This is a genomic window from Streptomyces sp. NBC_01450 (assembly GCF_036227505.1).
In the GTDB taxonomy this organism is placed as follows: domain Bacteria; phylum Actinomycetota; class Actinomycetes; order Streptomycetales; family Streptomycetaceae; genus Streptomyces.
In genome coordinates, this window is record NZ_CP109480.1 from 2,173,967 (window position 1) to 2,188,710 (window position 14,744).

At 70.2% G+C, this 14,744-nt stretch carries 14 protein-coding genes; 4 read left to right on the plus strand and 10 right to left on the minus strand.

The features are described 5' to 3' along the window. Positions 1-33 precede the first annotated feature (33 nt). A complete protein-coding gene (locus OG568_RS10035) occupies positions 34-1,533 on the plus strand; it encodes a M1 family metallopeptidase (protein WP_329531171.1) in 1,500 nt (499 codons plus the stop codon). Positions 1,534-1,631: 98 nt separating this feature from the next. Here the strand turns inward: OG568_RS10035 and OG568_RS10040 are convergent, their stop codons facing one another. From OG568_RS10040 to OG568_RS10050, 3 genes are all read right to left on the minus strand, one after another. Beyond that, positions 1,632-2,108: a F0F1 ATP synthase subunit B family protein gene (locus OG568_RS10040; protein WP_329531172.1), complete on the minus strand. Its 477-nt coding sequence runs from the start codon at positions 2,106-2,108 to the stop codon at positions 1,632-1,634. Between the two features lie 119 nt (positions 2,109-2,227). Beyond that, positions 2,228-2,707 carry a macro domain-containing protein gene (locus OG568_RS10045; protein WP_329531173.1) on the minus strand — a complete coding sequence of 160 codons (480 nt, stop codon included), beginning with the start codon at positions 2,705-2,707 and terminating at the stop codon, positions 2,228-2,230. 43 nt (positions 2,708-2,750) lie between these two features. Beyond that, positions 2,751-2,873, minus strand: a complete 123-nt coding sequence (locus tag OG568_RS10050) for a hypothetical protein (protein WP_329531174.1) — start codon at positions 2,871-2,873, stop codon at positions 2,751-2,753. Between the two features lie 113 nt (positions 2,874-2,986). Between OG568_RS10050 and OG568_RS10055 the strand changes: the two genes are divergently transcribed. Both OG568_RS10055 and OG568_RS10060 read left to right on the plus strand, forming a co-directional pair. Beyond that, positions 2,987-3,748, plus strand: coding sequence for a MerR family transcriptional regulator (locus tag OG568_RS10055; RefSeq protein ID WP_266654435.1), 762 nt, complete (start codon positions 2,987-2,989; stop codon positions 3,746-3,748). A 299-nt stretch (positions 3,749-4,047) separates the two neighbouring features. Next, positions 4,048-5,271 carry an RNA-guided endonuclease InsQ/TnpB family protein gene (locus OG568_RS10060; RefSeq protein WP_329531175.1) on the plus strand — a complete coding sequence of 408 codons (1,224 nt, stop codon included), beginning with the start codon at positions 4,048-4,050 and terminating at the stop codon, positions 5,269-5,271. A 57-nt stretch (positions 5,272-5,328) separates the two neighbouring features. Here OG568_RS10060 and OG568_RS10065 read toward each other — a convergent pair whose 3' ends face one another. From OG568_RS10065 to OG568_RS10085, 5 genes are read right to left on the minus strand one after another with little or no spacing between them, the layout of a single operon-like run. Then, a complete protein-coding gene (locus OG568_RS10065; RefSeq protein ID WP_329531176.1) occupies positions 5,329-7,509 on the minus strand; it encodes a 3-hydroxyacyl-CoA dehydrogenase NAD-binding domain-containing protein in 2,181 nt (726 codons plus the stop codon). Between the two features lie 58 nt (positions 7,510-7,567). Continuing rightward, positions 7,568-8,782: an acetyl-CoA C-acetyltransferase gene (locus OG568_RS10070; RefSeq protein WP_329531177.1), complete on the minus strand. Its 1,215-nt coding sequence runs from the start codon at positions 8,780-8,782 to the stop codon at positions 7,568-7,570. 30 nt (positions 8,783-8,812) lie between these two features. After that, positions 8,813-9,955 carry an acyl-CoA dehydrogenase family protein gene (locus OG568_RS10075; RefSeq protein ID WP_329531178.1) on the minus strand — a complete coding sequence of 381 codons (1,143 nt, stop codon included), beginning with the start codon at positions 9,953-9,955 and terminating at the stop codon, positions 8,813-8,815. After that, entirely contained in the window at positions 9,952-10,983 is a 1,032-nt protein-coding gene (locus OG568_RS10080) for an LLM class F420-dependent oxidoreductase (protein ID WP_329531179.1), read from the minus strand. Before OG568_RS10080 ends, OG568_RS10075 begins: the two co-directional genes overlap by 4 nt. Next, complete coding sequence (locus OG568_RS10085; protein ID WP_329531180.1) at positions 10,983-12,149, minus strand: CaiB/BaiF CoA transferase family protein; 1,167 nt, start codon at positions 12,147-12,149, stop codon at positions 10,983-10,985. Before OG568_RS10085 ends, OG568_RS10080 begins: the two co-directional genes overlap by 1 nt. A 365-nt stretch (positions 12,150-12,514) precedes the next feature. Between OG568_RS10085 and OG568_RS10090 the strand changes: the two genes are divergently transcribed. Next, complete coding sequence (locus OG568_RS10090) at positions 12,515-13,687, plus strand: saccharopine dehydrogenase family protein (RefSeq protein ID WP_329531181.1); 1,173 nt, start codon at positions 12,515-12,517, stop codon at positions 13,685-13,687. A 17-nt stretch (positions 13,688-13,704) separates the two neighbouring features. On the opposite strand, the gene mmpA is transcribed toward OG568_RS10090, so the two are convergent. Both mmpA and OG568_RS10100 read right to left on the minus strand, forming a co-directional pair. Further along, on the minus strand, positions 13,705-13,851 hold the full coding sequence (gene mmpA / locus OG568_RS10095; protein ID WP_266431944.1) for a morphogenic membrane protein MmpA: 147 nt from the start codon (positions 13,849-13,851) through the stop codon (positions 13,705-13,707). A gap of 75 nt (positions 13,852-13,926) precedes the next feature. Further along, a complete protein-coding gene (locus OG568_RS10100; protein ID WP_329531182.1) occupies positions 13,927-14,661 on the minus strand; it encodes an endonuclease V in 735 nt (244 codons plus the stop codon). Positions 14,662-14,744: the final 83 nt, after the last annotated feature.

A 14,744-nucleotide genomic window follows, 5' to 3' on the forward strand; every position in this document is an offset into this window, starting at 1 on the left:
ACCGTCCTCGTTCCCCATGACTTGGAGCTCTCCGTGCACCGCAGACTCATCGCCCCGGGCGCTCTCGCCGCCTCTCTGCTGCTGGCGATCCCGGCATCGGCGGCGGACTACACCCCCGGGGCGCCCGGTATCGGCGACCCCTACTACCCGGCCTACGGCAACGGCGGATACGACGTCTCGCACTACGACCTGCGGCTCCAGTACCAGCCCGCGACCGACGAGTTGCAGGGAACGGCGACCCTCCTGGCCACCACCACGCAGGATCTCTCACGGTTCGACCTGGACTTCCTGCTCGATGTGAGCGAGGTGCGGGTCAACGGGGCGAAGGCCTCTTTCACCCGTTCGGGCCAGCACGAGCTGGAGATCACTCCGGCGACCCCGCTGCCGAAGGGCACACCCGTCACGGTCGTCGTCCGGTACAGCGGGGTGCCCTCGACGAAGAGCGCGTACGGCTTCTCGACCTGGCACCGCACTCCGGACGGGGCCGTCGCGGCGGACGAGCCCGAGTCGGCCTGGTGGTGGTTCCCCAGCAACGACCACCCCAGCGACAAGGCCACCTACGACGTCTCGGTGGCCGTGCCGAACGGTACGCAGGCGATCTCCAACGGCACGCTCCAGTCGACGACTTCACAGCTGGGCTGGACCCGCTACAACTGGCGCTCCAACAGGCCACAGGCGACCTATCTCACCACGCTCGCCATCGGCAGGTTCGACATCACGACGGGGAAGACGTCCGACGGCGTCCCCGTCGTCAACGCGTACAGCAAGGACCTCGGCGACAACGACGGGGCCGCGCGGGCGAGCGTCGAGCGGACCGGGGAGATCGTCGACTGGCTGACCGGCTACTTCGGCCCCTACCCCTTCAGCTCGGTGGGCGGATACGTGCCGAACACCACCACTGGGTACGCGCTGGAGACCCAGACCCGCGTGTACTACAGCCCCCGGCAGTTCGCGAACGGCGCCAACACCTCAGTGGTCGTCCATGAGTTGGCGCACCAGTGGTACGGCGACGACGTGTCCCTGAAGGGCTGGAAGGACATCTGGATCAACGAGGGCTTCGCGCGCTACGCGCAGTGGCTGTGGTCCGAGCACGAGGGCGAGGGGACGGCGCAGGAACTCGCGGACTACGTGTACGCCTCGCACCCGGCGGGCGACGCCTTCTGGACGGTCGCGCCCGGTGACCCCGGTCCGGACAACCAGTTCGACATCGCGGTCTACGACCGGGGCGCGTTGGCGATCCAGGCACTGCGCAACGAGGTCGGGGACGACACGTTCTTCGCCATCCTGAAGGGGTGGCCCCAGGAGCACGCCTACGGGAACGCGTCGGTCGGGGACTTCCAGAAGTACGCGGAGAAGGTGTCCGGCACGTCGCTCGCCACACTCTTCGACACCTGGCTGTTCGAACCGTCGAAGCCGGCGGCGCCCGCGGCGCGGGGTGCGTCGATCGCGGTGGCTCCGGCCACCGCGGGTACCCCGGCGCAACCCAGGTCATGGAAGAAGATCGCAGCGACCGACTCCGTCCACTCCGGCTGAACCGGCACCCACCCCGGGCCCGTGAGCCGGGCCTTCGCCCACTCGCCCGCCCTTCTCGCTTTCGGGGCGGGCGAGTGGGGGCCGTTCACATACGGGCGTCAGTTGCCCTGCTCCACCGGGGCCGCGATCCGCTCGCCCACGATGCGGCTCGCCAGCTCCGAGGCCAACTCTGAGACGGACATACGGAGTTCGACCTCGGCCACCGCACACTCGGACTCGATGCGGGCGCGGCCGTCGGCCACGACGGCGTCACGTTCGCGCTGCCCGTCCGCGCGGGCCTCGGCGATCAGGGCGGAGCCCTGTTCGAGGGCCTGCTGGCGGATCCGGGCGGCGTCGTGGCGGGCCTCGGCCAACAGGGCCTCGGTCGCGGCACGCTCGCTCTCGGCGCGGGCGCGCACGGCTTCGGCACGCTCCTTGGTGCCGTTGATCGCGTCGTCCCGCAGTTCGAGCGCCCGGTTCATCCGCGGGAGCAGGCGGGTGACGCACACATAGATGAAGGCGAACAGCGCCAGGGCGTAGCCGACGTCCTGAACCTTCGGGTTGAGTGGACCTATCGGGTAGGGGATGAGTTCCATGGCCGTGACTTACCCGCTCATGCGTGCGAACCAACGCGCATCTGCGCCAGAGTTGACCGAAAGTAGCCCTTCCAGCCGAGCCCGCGCCCGGGTTTCGGGCCCTCACTCACTCCCCCCGCTCACTCCCCGTGGTCGTACACCGTCACCGCCACCCCCCGCTCCACCAGCCGTCGCGTGACGAGCGGCTCCACACGGGACCAGTTGCCGCCGGCCAGACCGCAGCCGATCCGGGGCATGTGGACGGACGCGTCGAGTTCGGCGGCCTTGGTCGCGAGGTGGGCGAGGCCCGTGTCGATCGCCTCGTAGCGGACGGGGACCCCCTTGCTGCCCGTCCGTATGCCCCGCTGGCCTATCAGGTTCGCCACCCACACGTACTTCTCGACCTGGACGAACTGGGCCGCGCCCAGCCCGAAGTCGTTGTGCGCGCGGCCCCGGTGCCACGCCCGGTACGCCGCCTCGGGCTCGGGCCAGCGGCGGGAGAGCGCCAGGACGAAGCCCTTCCCCCACCCCCCGATGTCATTGCAGACATGGGCGATCAGCTTGACGCCCTTGACCGACGGAGCGGTGGCGTCACCCCGGACATACGTGATCTCCGACATGACGCCACCGTAGGCGCCGCCACTGACAACGGCGTCCGGCCCGCTACTTCGTCAGTTCGCTCAGTTCCTGGTCCGTGGTCTTGGAGACCCGGTGGCGGATCGCGAACCAGCCACCGATCAGCAGGGCGGCGATCACCGGGACGAGGAGCAGGGTATCGCGAAACATCTCACATGGTGATCAAAGAGTGCATAAATCCTCGACAGCACTTTCACAGGACCGGTGAGACAGCAATACTGTTGCACCCGATCACCGCACCATCGAAGAGGCAAGGACCTGCCATGACGACGGACACCGACGAGCCGACGCTCACCGTCGACGAGCTGGCCGCACGCGCGGGCGTCACGGTCCGTACCGTCCGCTTCTACAGTTCCAAGGGGCTGCTCCCGCCGCCCGTGATCGGACCCCGCCGGGTGGGGCACTACAGCCAGGAGCATCTGGCCCGGCTCGCACTCATCGAGGAGCTGCAGCGCCAGGGCATGACACTGGCCGCGATCGAGCGCCATCTGCAGCAACTGCCGGCCGACCTGAGCGCCCAGGATCTCGCCCTCCACCGCGCCGTGGTCGCCTCCTGGGCGCCGGACGCCGCGGAGGACGTGACACGCGAGGAACTGGAACGGCGGGCCGGCCGCCCCCTGGGCGAGGAGGATCTGGAGCGGCTGGTCGCGATGAACGTCATCGACGGCGCCGAGGGCGCCCCGGAGACGATGGGCTCCATGGACTGCCCAGGCTCCTCGGTCTCTCCGGGCTCACCGGTCTCCTTCCGAGTGGACCCGGCGCTGCTGGCCCTCGGCGTCCAGCTCCTCGACGTCCCGCTCGCGCACGAGTCGATCCTCGCCGCGCGCGGCGTCCTGCTGGAGCACTCCCGCGCGGCGGCACGCGAGCTGTCCGCGCTGCTGCGCGAGGCGGTGGGCGAGCACGAGTCGGTGGCGGCGGTGAAGTCCCTGTCGGCGCACATGCAGCCGCTGGTGGTGCAGGCGCTGCTGACCACGTTCCAGCGCTCCCTGAAGGAGGAGCTGCGGGAGTGGCTCAAGGAGTCCTGAGCCACTCTCCCCGCTCACTGACGTGTCGGCGCTACCGGGATTCATTCGCAGTGCATCGGCCTTCAGGCCGGTGGTGAAGCGAATCTGTCATGGTGGCGCGGAGCGTCACGGATGCTGTCCTGCGGAGCAGGGGGGCGCAGGCGTCACCACGGCCGACGCGGAGCGTCACGGGGCCCGGTCCGACGAAGCCGGGCAACGCCTCCCCCGTTCGAACCGTTCCGCTCCCCGGTTCAAGGGGGGTATCGACCGTTCATACGTTCCCTCTGGTAGCGGGCGGCGCTCGTTCGTACGATCACCGCATGCAGCTTCGGTACGCCTTCAGGCTGTACCCGGAACCGGGCCAACGCCTCGCGCTGGCCAGGGCGTTCGGGTGTGCCCGCGTCGTGTACAACGATGCCGTGCGCGTGCGCGAGGACGCCCGCAGGGCGGGCGAACCCTTCCCTACGGCAAGTGTGCTGTCCCGGAAGCTGATCACCCAGGCCAAGCGGACACCCGAGCGGTCCTGGCTGGGCGAGGTCTCCGCGGTCGTCCTCCAGCAGTCCCTGCGCGACGCGGAATCCGCGTACCGGAACTTCTTCGCCTCCCTCAAGGGCGAGCGGAAGGGCGCGAAGAGCGGTGCGCCCCGCTTCAAGTCCCGCAAGGACAAGAGGCAGTCGATCCGGTTCACGGCCAATGCCCGCTGGTCGGTCACCGGTTCCGGGAGGCTGAACCTTCCCAAGGTCGGCGCGGTGAAGGTGAAGTGGTCCCGCACCCTGCCCGCGCAGCCCTCCTCGGTCACCGTGGTCAAGGACGCGGCCGGACGGTACTTCGCCTCGTTCGTCGTCGACACCGACCCGGCCGCGGACGCCGCCCGTATGCCCGACACCGACCAGACGGTCGGCATCGACCTGGGCCTTTCCCATTTCGCGGTCCTCTCCGACGGGACGAAGATCGACTCGCCGCGGTTTCTGCGCCGGGCGGAAAAGAAACTGAAGAAGGCCCAGCGGGAGCTCTCCCGCAAGCAGAAGGGATCCAAGAACCGGGAGAAGGCCCGCCTCAAGGTCGCCCGCGCCCAAGCGAAGGTGACCGACGCCCGCCGTGAGTTCCACCACCAACTCTCCACCACGATGATCCGCGACAACCAAGCGATCGGCGTGGAAGACCTGGCGGTCAAAGGACTCGCGCGCACCAGGCTGGCCAAGAGCGTTCACGACGCCGGATGGTCGGCATTCGTCCACATGCTGGAATACAAGGCCGCCCGGTACGGCCGGACCCTGGTCAGGATCGGCCGGTTCGAGCCGACCTCCCAGACCTGCTCGGCCTGCGGCATCAAAGGCGGACCCAAACCCCTGAACGTCCGGGAATGGACCTGCACCGCCTGCGGCACCCTCCACGACCGGGACCACAACGCCGCGAAGAACGTCAAAACGGCCGCCGGACTGGCGGTGACAGCCTGCGGAGCGCCGGTAAGACCAGGACTCGTCCCGGCACAGCGCGAGGAAACAGGAAGCCACGGATTCCCGTCCGAACCCCGTGCCGCGTAGCGGCACGGGGTTCGGACGGGAAGGTCAGAATCCTCGGGCTTCAGCCCGAGGAGCAAGTCAATTGTCGCCGAACCTCTCGCCCTCGCCCTTCTCCGCCTTCGCGACGAGCAGCGCGGGCGGCGTGAACCGCTCCCCGTAGCGCTCGGCGAGTTCACGCGCGCGCGCCACGAATCCGGACAGACCGCCGTCATAGCCGTTGATGTACTGCAGCACGCCGCCGGTCCAGCCCGGGAAGCCGATCCCGAAGATGGACCCGATGTTGGCGTCGGCGACGGACGTCAGGACGCCCTCCTCCAGGAGCCGGACGGTGTCCAGCGCCTCGGAGAAGAGCATGCGCTCCTGCATGTCCTCGAACGGGATCTCGTAGCCGGGCTTGGTGTAGTGCTCGCGCAACCCGGGCCAGAGCTTGCCGCGCTTGCCGTCCTCGGCGTACTCGTAGAAGCCCGCGCCGCCGCTGCGCCCGGTGCGGCCGAACTCGTCGACCATGCGGTCGATGACCGCCTCCGCCGGGTGCGTCTGCCAGGTGCCGCCCGCCTCCTCGACGGCCTGCTTGGACTCCTTGCGAATCTTGCGGGGCAGGGTGAGCGTCAGCTCGTCCATCAGGGAGAGGACCTTGGCGGGATAGCCGGCCTGGGCCGCCGCCTGCTCGACGGAGGCGGGCTCGATGCCCTCGCCGACCATCGCGACGCCCTCGTTGATGAAGTGGCCGATGACACGGGAGGTGAAGAAGCCGCGCGAGTCGTTGACGACGATCGGGGTCTTCTTGATCTGCCGTACGAGGTCGAAGGCGCGCGCCAGTGCCTCGTCACCGGTCCGCTCGCCCTTGATGATCTCGACGAGCGGCATCTTGTCGACGGGCGAGAAGAAGTGCAGTCCGATGAAGTCGTCCTGCCGTTCCACGCCCTCGGCGAGCACGGTGATCGGCAGGGTCGAGGTGTTGGAGCACAGCAGCGCGTCGGGCTCGACGACGTTCTGGATCTCCTGGAACACCTTGTGCTTGAGGGACGTGTCCTCGAAGACGGCCTCGATCACGGCGTCGCAGCCGGCCAGGTCGTTCGGGTCGGCGGTGGGCGTGATGCGGGCGAGCAGTTCGTCGGCCTTCGCCTGGGTCGTACGGCCCCGGGATACGGCCTTCGCGCAGAGCTTCTCGGAGTAGGCCTTGCCCTTGGCCGCCGCGTCCGCCGACACGTCCTTCAGGACGACGTCGATGCCCGCGCGGGCGCAGGAGTAGGCGATGCCCGCGCCCATCATCCCGGCGCCGAGGACGGCGACCTTGCGGACCGGGCGCGGCTCGATGCCCTGGGGGCGGTTGGCGCCGGAGTTGACCGCCTGGAGGTCGAAGAAGAACGCCTGGATCATGTTCTTCGAGGTCTGCCCGGTGACCAGCTCGGTGAAGTAGCGGGCCTCGATGACCTGCGCGGTCTCGAAGTCGACCTGGGAGCCCTCGACGGCGGCCGCCATGATGTTGCGCGGGGCCGGGTAGGGGGCGCCGTTCAGCTGCTTCCTCAGGTTGGCCGGGAAGGCGGGCAGGTTGGCGGCGAACTTCGGGTTCGACGGCGTACCGCCCGGGATCTTGTAGCCCGGCTTGTCCCAGGGCTGCCGCGACTCGGGGTTGGCGTCGATGAAGGCGCGCGCCTTGGCGAGCATCTCCTCGGAGGTGGCCGCCACTTCGTGGACGAGCCCGTTCTCCAGGGCCCGCTGCGGGGAGTACTGGGTGCCCTGGAGGAGCACCTTCAGCAGCGCGTCGGTGATGCCCATGAGGCGGACGGTGCGGGTGACGCCGCCGCCCGCGGGCAGCAGGCCGAGGGTGACCTCGGGCAGGCCGATCTTGGAGCCGGGGGCGTCGAGCGCGACGCGGTGGTGCGAGGCGAGGGCGATCTCGTAGCCGCCGCCGAGGGCCGCGCCGTTGATCGCGGCGACGACCGGCTTGCCCAGGGTCTCGATGCGGCGCAGGGAGGACTTGATGGCCATGCCGGTGTCGAAGGCGTCCTGGGCGTTCTCCGGACCTGCCTTGATCATGTCCTTGAGGTCGCCGCCCGCGAAGAAGGTCTTCTTGGCGGAGGTGTAGATGATGCCCCGGATGGAGTCCTTCTCGGTCTCGGCACGTGCGGCGATCGCCGCGATCGAGTCCTTGAAGACCTGGTTCATCGTGTTGGCGGACTGGTTGGGGTCGTCGAGGACGAGGGTGACGACACCGGTCTCGTCCTGTTCCCAGCGGATGGTGGTGCTCTCGGTCATGAGGAGGGTCTCCGTAGAAGCCGTTTAAGCCGTGGAAGTCTGGGGGTCCGCCGGGGGGTTACAGGCGCTCGACGATGGTCGCGATGCCCATGCCGCCGCCCACGCACAGCGTGGCGAGGCCGTAGCGCTTGTCCTGGCGCTCCAGTTCGTCGACGAGGCTGCCGAGGATCATCGCGCCGGTGGCGCCCAGCGGGTGGCCGAGTGCGATCGCTCCACCGTTGACGTTGACCTTGTCCAGGGACAGGCCCATGTCCCGCGCGTAGCGCAGGACGACGGCGGCGAAGGCCTCGTTGATCTCCACGAGGTCGATGTCGTCGATGGTCAGTCCGGCCTTGGCGAGCGCCTTGCGGGTCGCGGGCGCGGGGCCGGTGAGCATGATGGTGGGCTCGGAGCCGGAGACGGCCGCGGCGACGATCCGCGCGCGGGGAGTGAGGCCGTAGCGCTCGCCGACCTCCTTGGAGCCGATGGCGACCAGGGAGGCGCCGTCGACGATGCCGGAGGAGTTGCCCGCGTGGTGGACGTGGTCGATCTCCTCGACCCAGTGGTACTTCTGCAGCGCCACGGCGTCGAAGCCGCCCAGCTCGCCGATGTCCGCGAACGAGGCCTTCAGCTTGCCGAGCGAGTCGGCGGTGGTGCCGGGGCGCATGTGCTCGTCGTGGTCGAGGACGACGAGTCCGCTGCGGTCCTTCACGGGGACGACGGACCGGTCGAAGCGGCCGTCCTTCCAGGCGGCGGCCGCGCGCTCCTGGGAGAGGGCCGCGTACTCGTCGACGTCACGCCGCGAGAAGCCCTCGATGGTGGCGATGAGGTCGGCGCCGATGCCCTGCGGCACGAAGTTGGTGGCGATGTTGGTCATCGGGTCGGCGAACCAGGCGCCGCCGTCCGAGGCCATGGGCACGCGGGACATCGACTCGACGCCGCCCGCGAGCACCAGGTCCTCCCAGCCGGAGCGGACCTTCATCGCGGCCAGGTTGACGGCTTCCAGGCCCGAGGCGCAGAAGCGGTTCTCCTGGACTCCGGCGACCGTGTCGGGCAGTCCGGCGGCGATGGCGGCGATCCGCGCGATGTCGGAGCCCTGGTCGCCGACCGGGCCCACGACACCGAGCACGATGTCGTCGATCGCGGCCGGGTCCAGGCCCGGGAAGCGGCGCTGGATCTCGTGGATGAGCCCGACGACCAGGTCGATGGGCTTGGTGCCGTGCAGGGCGCCGTTCGCCTTGCCGCGCCCGCGCGGGGTGCGGATCGCGTCGTACACGTACGCTTCGGTGCTCACTGATAAGCCTTTCGGGGAGGGTGCGGAGGATCAGCCGAGCAGGGAGCGGCCGATGATCTCCTTCATGATCTCTGTGGTCCCGCCGTAGATGGTCTGGATGCGGCCGTCGGTGAAGGCCCTGGCGACGCGGTACTCCGCCATGTAGCCGTAGCCGCCGTGCAACTGGAGGCAGCGGTCCGCGACGCGTTTCTGCAGTTCGGTGGCCCACCACTTGGCCATCGAGGCGTGCACGGCGTCGAGTTCCCCGTTCGTGTGGTCGACGACGCAGCGGTCGAGGAACGTACGGGTGACGGCGCACTCGGTCGCCATCTCGGCTATCTCGAAGCGGATGTGCTGGAGCTTGGAGAGCGGCCGTCCGAAGGCCTCGCGCTCCTTGACGTACTGGGTGGTGATCTCCAGCAGGTGCTCGGCCGCCGCGATCCCGGCGACGGCGATGCCCATGCGTTCCTGCGCGAGGTTCGTCATGAGGTGCACGAAGGCGCCGTTGAGCTCCCCGAGCAGGTTCTCCTTGGGGACGCGTACGTCGTGGAAGAACAGCTCGGCCGTGTCCTGTGCCTTCTGACCGATCTTGTCGAGGTTGCGGCCACGTTCGAAGCCTGCCATGCCGCGCTCCACGACGAGCAGAGACAGACCGTGAGCGCCGCCTTCCGGGGTCGTCTTCGCGACGACGATCACCAGGTCGGCCAGGATCCCGTTCGAGATGAAGGTCTTGGAGCCGTTGAGCAGCCAGTGGTCTCCCCGGTCCTCGGCATGCGTCCTGATGCCCTGGAGGTCGGATCCGGCGCCGGGCTCGGTCATCGCGATCGCCGTGATGACCGAGCCGTCGCAGAACCCGGGCAGCCAGCGCCGCTTCTGCTCCTCGGTGGCCAGGTCCGTCAGATACGGCCCGATGATGTCGTTGTGCAGCCCGAGGGCGAGACCCGCGGCCCCCGCGCGCGTGAACTCCTCGGCGAGTACGGCGCTGTACCGGAAGTCGGCGTTGCCGCCGCCCCCGTACTCCTCCGGTACGGCGAAGCCGAGCAGCCCCTGCCTGCCGGCCGCGCGCCAGGCCTCGCGCGAGACGATGCCGTCCTTCTCCCACTGTTCGTAGTACGGCGTCACCTCCTTGGCGAGGAAGGTGCGCACGGTCTCTCGGAACGCGTCGTGCTCGGCGCCGAAAATCTGCCGCTTCATGCCCGGTCGCCTTCCTGGAGCCAGCTCTTGACGGTCTCGACCAGCCGGGTCGGCTCGGGCCCCACGGGAGTGATGTTGAGCATGTCGACCCCGGCCGCCCGGAAGGCCTCGACCCGCTCGCGCACATAGCTCTCCGGCCCGCACAGCGAGGTCAGCTCGCAGAACTCGGCCGGTACGGCGGCCTCGGCCTCCTTCTTGCGACCGGAGAGGTACAGCTCCTGGATGAGCCGGGCCTCCTTCTCGTAGCCGTAGGCCACCGCGAGGTCGTTGTAGAAGTTCTTGCCGGGCGCGCCCATGCCGCCCACGTAGAGGGCGATCTTGGGTCGCGCGAGCTCGCGTACGGCCGCGGCGTCCTCGCCGATGGCGAGCAGGCCGCCCGCGACGGTCCGCAGGGGGCCGAGCGCCGGGTCCCGCAGCGCGGCACCCTCCGCGAGGGCTGTGCCCCACACCTGGTGGGCCTTCTCCGGGATGAACAGGGTGGGCAGCCAGCCGTCGGCGAGTTCGGCGGTCATGCGGACGTTGGCGGGGCCCAGGGAGGCCACGTACAGCGGGACTTCGGGGCGCACCGGCTTGGTGAGGAGCTTCAGGGGCTTGCCCAGGCCGCCCGGGCGGGGCATGTCGGTGATGCCGTGGTGGTCGATGACCTCGCGGCGCAGGATGCGGCGGGTCAGCTCGATGGCCTCGCGGGTGCGGCCCAGCGGCTTGTCGTACGCCTTCCCGTGCCAGCCCTCGACGACCTGCGGGCCGGAGGCGCCCAGCCCCAGGATGGCGCGGCCGCCCGAGATCGCGTCGAGTCCGGCGGCGGTCTGCGCGAGGAGCGCCGGCGTGCGCGAGTAGACGTTGAGGATCCCGGAGCCGATCTTCATGCGCTCGGTGCGGGCGGCCAGATAGCCCATGATCGTGGGCGCGTCGAAGCCGTAGGCCTCCGCGACCCAGACGGCGTCCAGACCAGCGGACTCCAGGGCGGCGACCTCGTCAGCGGCCTGCCTGGGGTCGCCCGCGTAGTCGAGCGGGAGGGAGAGCTCCATCAGTCGCCGTCCTTCATCGTGTCGTCCTTCACGAGGTCGTGCCGCGTCAGCCGTGGTACGTCCCAGTCACAGGCCACGTCCGCGGTGTCGGCGCCCGGCAGGGCGGGGCCGGTGCGGACGGAGGTGCGGGTCAGGGAGAAGCGGGGTGCGGGGGCGGGCTGGGTGATGCCGCCGTGGTCGGTGAAGGTGCCGCGGGCGGCGAGGTGGGGGTGCGCCGGGGCCTCCCGCAGCGACAGGACGGGGGCCACGCAGGCGTCGGATCCCTCGAACACCGCGGTCCACTCGTCCCTGGTACGGGTCTTGAAGCGGGCGGCGACCGCCTCGCGCAGCTCGCCCCAGCGGGCCAGGTCCTTGCGGGAGTCGGCGTGCTCCCCGATGCCCAGCAGTTCCACGAACTCGGCGTAGAACTGCTGCTCCAGGGCGCCCACCGCCATGTACTTCCCGTCGGCCGTCTCGTACGTCCCGTAGTACGGGCAGCCGCCGTCCAGGAGGTTGGCGCCACGCCGGTCCTGCCAGCCGCCCGCGGCGAGCATGCCGTGGATCATGGAGGCGAGGTGCGCGGCGCCGTCGACGATCGCCGTGTCCACGACCTGTCCGGCGCCGGTGGCACGTGCGTGGTGGAGCGCGGCGAGGACGCCGACGACGAGATAGAGCGAGCCGCCCGCGTAGTCGCCGACGAGGTTCGCGGGGACCGCGGGTGGCTCGTCGGGCCTGCCGATCAGGCCGAGGGTGCCGGTGAGGGCGATGTACGCGATGTCGTGCCCGGCCCGCGGGGCGAGCGGGCCCTGCTGGCCCCAGCCGGTCATCCTGCCGTAGACGAGTCGGGGGTTGCGGGCGTGGCAGGTCTCGGGGCCGACGCCGAGACGCTCGGCGACGCCGGGGCGGTACCCCTCGACGAGGATGTCCGCGCGTTCGACCAGGTCGAGGACGCGCGCGGGGCCGTCCTCGGCCTTCAGGTCGATCACGACCGACCGCTTGTTGCGGTTGGTGATGTCGTACTCCGGGTTGACGGCGAGCCCCGTGCCGCCGGGCCGGTCCACGCGGACCACGTCCGCGCCGAGGTCGGCGAGGAGCATGGCGGCGAACGGGCCGGGGCCGATGCCCGCCAGCTCGACCACCCGCACTCCTGCCAGCGGGCCGTGCGCCGGCGTCCCTGCCACTGCCATCGAACCCCCAGCACTGTGACACCACTGATGTGACATCAGTGATGTTAAGAACGTGTTCCACGCCGGGCAAGCCCCCAGCGAGCAAGCGCTTAGTTAAATCCCGGGTGGCGGATCATGACGAAAGGTGGTGAAACGGGGTATGTCAGCGGGTGTGCCACCGCGTGGCCGACGCGCCTCGCCCGGCCGGGGCTATCGCCTTCGGGCCGAGGGTGAGGTCACATGTATTCTCCCGCTTTTTCAGGGCATTCCCCGGCACGGCCATGGCCACCTCCGACCTCTACGTCGACCTCAATCGTTCGGCTGCTCGTACCTCACGCTAGCCTCAGCCACCGACAACGGCGCTTCGCGCACGACAGAGGGGTGTCATGAGCAGGCTGAACGAGACGGCTCGCACGTACGACATCGTGCTCTTCGGAGCCACCGGGTTCGTCGGGGCCCTCACCGCGGAGTACCTCGCCGCGCACGCGCCCGAAGGGCTGCGCTGGGCGATCGCGGGCCGCGGCAAGGAGAAGCTGGAGCGGCTGCGGGAGCGGTTGTCCGGTGCCCCCGACGTGCTGCGGGCGGATGTCGCCGATCCGGCGTCACTGCGCGAACTCGCCCGCAGCGCGCGCGTGGTGGCCAGTACGGTCGGGCCGTACGTCCTGCACGGCGAGGAACTGGTCGCCGCCTGCGCCGACGCGGGCACCGACTATCTGGACCTCACCGGCGAGCCCGAATTCGTGGACCTGATGTACGTCCGGCACGACGCACGCGCGCGGGAGACCGGGGCGCGCCTCGTGCACGCCTGCGGTTTCGACTCGATACCGCACGACCTGGGCGCCTATTTCACGGTGCGGCAGCTGCCTGAGGGTGTGCCGCTGCGGGTCGACGGTTTCGTCCGCACCCGGGCGATGTTCTCGGGCGGCACCTTCACCTCCGCGCTCACCCAGTTCGCACGCGGGCGGCAGATCCTGGCCGCGGCGCGGGATCGCGGGCGGCACGAACCGCGGCTGGTGGGGCGGCGGGCGTACGCGCCGCTGAGCGCGCCGCGGTTCGCCAAGGAGGTCGGGGCGTGGGCGCTGCCGCTGCCCACGATCGACGCCCAGATCGTGCAGCGCTCGGCACGGGCGCTGGAGCGCTACGGGCCCGACTTCCGCTACCGCCACTACGCCGCCGTCGAACGGCTGCCGGTCGCGCTGGGCGGGGTCACCGCCGTCGGCGCGATGTTCGCGGCGGCCCAGGTGCCGCCCGCGCGACGCTGGCTGTCCAACCGGATCAAGCCGGGCGAGGGCCCCAGTGCCTCCCTGCGGGCGAAGAGCTGGTTCTCGGTGCGGTTCGTGGGCGAGGGCGGCGGGCGGCGCGTGTACACCGAGGTCGCGGGCGGCGACCCCGGCTATGGCGAGACCGCCAAGATGTTCGCTCAGTCCGCGCTGTCCCTCGCCTTCGACGACCTGCCCGAGACGGCGGGACAGGTCACGACGGCGGTGGCGATGGGCGACGCGCTCATCGACCGGCTGCGCGGGGCGGGCATCACCTTCCGGGTGGCCGCGACCCGGTAGGACCGTCCGGAGGGTCCCTAGAGGGGCCATCCCAGCACCGTGTAGATCATCCCGCCGATCCAGCCGACCCCTGCGAGGACGGAGAGGACCAGCGCGGCCATCACGGTGCGCTCGACGGGCTGGGTGGTGCCGGCGGCGGGCTTCGGGGAGCGGTGCGTCGTCATGCGGAACAGCCTGCCGATCACGAGGGCGCCCCCGCATCCGTACAGGTACTCAGAACAACTACTCAGGGCACGTACTCAGTCAACGGATGAGGCTTCCGAGGGAGTTGTCTCCTTCAGGGCCCTCCGGCACAGGGAGTCCGCGCTTCGGGTGGTCTCCGGGAGGCGGTACTTCGGGGCGAGCGCGAGGGTGTGCGCGCAGGCGTTGTCGAGGCTCATGCGGTGGCCGACCGAGACGAAGACCGGCTTGACGCCGTCCTGGGTGCGCAGTGCGCGGCCGACCTCCTCCGGGCCCGTCGGTTTGCCCGCGAGCAGCGGGGAGGCGCTGCCGCGCCGCGCGCCGGGTTCCTCGTAGGAGAAGGTGAACGGGTTCTTGGCCACCCCGATCGTGGGGAGCCCGGTGAGTACGCCGAGGTGGCTTGCGAGGCCGAAACGGCGGGGGTGGGCGAGCCCGTAGCCGTCGCAGACCACGAGACCCGGCGCGCACGGCAGCGCGTCGAGCACGGCCAGCACGGCCGGGATCTCGCGGAAGGCGAGCAGCCCGGGAACGTAGGGGAAGGAGACCTGTCCGACGGCGGTCGCCTCGGCGACGACGGCGAGGGTCGCCGCGTCGAGCACGACGGCCGCGGCCACGACGACGTCCCGCTCGTCGTCGTACGCCACGTCGACGCCCGTCACCCTGCCGGTGCCGGGCGGCGGCCCTGGCTCGTCGAGGACCACACGCCCCCGCAGCTCGTCCTGCACGGCGCGGGCCTGCTCCTCGGTCACGGGCCAACCCGCGGGAATCGGTACGGTGTTCGACGTGGTGTTCATGGTGTTGGCGAGCCTAAGCCCACAGCATCCGAGGAGGCCGTGCGGCCGGTCACTTGCCGCCCGGCGCCGCCCCAGCTCCTCCT

Excerpts from the sequence above, each read along its gene's own strand:
- OG568_RS10040 (WP_329531172.1), bottom strand. The coding sequence starts at position 2,108 with ATGGAACTCATCCCCTACCCGATAGGTCCACTCAACCCGAAGGTTCAG.
- OG568_RS10045 (WP_329531173.1), bottom strand. The coding sequence starts at position 2,707 with ATGTCGGAGATCACGTATGTCCGGGGTGACGCCACCGCTCCGTCGGTC.
- OG568_RS10050 (WP_329531174.1), bottom strand. The coding sequence starts at position 2,873 with ATGTTTCGCGATACCCTGCTCCTCGTCCCGGTGATCGCCGCCCTGCTG.
- OG568_RS10055 (WP_266654435.1), top strand. The coding sequence starts at position 2,987 with ATGACGACGGACACCGACGAGCCGACGCTCACCGTCGACGAGCTGGCC.
- OG568_RS10060 (WP_329531175.1), top strand. The coding sequence starts at position 4,048 with ATGCAGCTTCGGTACGCCTTCAGGCTGTACCCGGAACCGGGCCAACGC.
- OG568_RS10065 (WP_329531176.1), bottom strand. The coding sequence starts at position 7,509 with ATGACCGAGAGCACCACCATCCGCTGGGAACAGGACGAGACCGGTGTC.
- OG568_RS10075 (WP_329531178.1), bottom strand. The coding sequence starts at position 9,955 with ATGAAGCGGCAGATTTTCGGCGCCGAGCACGACGCGTTCCGAGAGACC.
- OG568_RS10080 (WP_329531179.1), bottom strand. The coding sequence starts at position 10,983 with ATGGAGCTCTCCCTCCCGCTCGACTACGCGGGCGACCCCAGGCAGGCC.
- OG568_RS10085 (WP_329531180.1), bottom strand. The coding sequence starts at position 12,149 with ATGGCAGTGGCAGGGACGCCGGCGCACGGCCCGCTGGCAGGAGTGCGG.
- OG568_RS10090 (WP_329531181.1), top strand. The coding sequence starts at position 12,515 with ATGAGCAGGCTGAACGAGACGGCTCGCACGTACGACATCGTGCTCTTC.
- mmpA (WP_266431944.1), bottom strand. The coding sequence starts at position 13,851 with ATGACGACGCACCGCTCCCCGAAGCCCGCCGCCGGCACCACCCAGCCC.
- OG568_RS10100 (WP_329531182.1), bottom strand. The coding sequence starts at position 14,661 with ATGAACACCACGTCGAACACCGTACCGATTCCCGCGGGTTGGCCCGTG.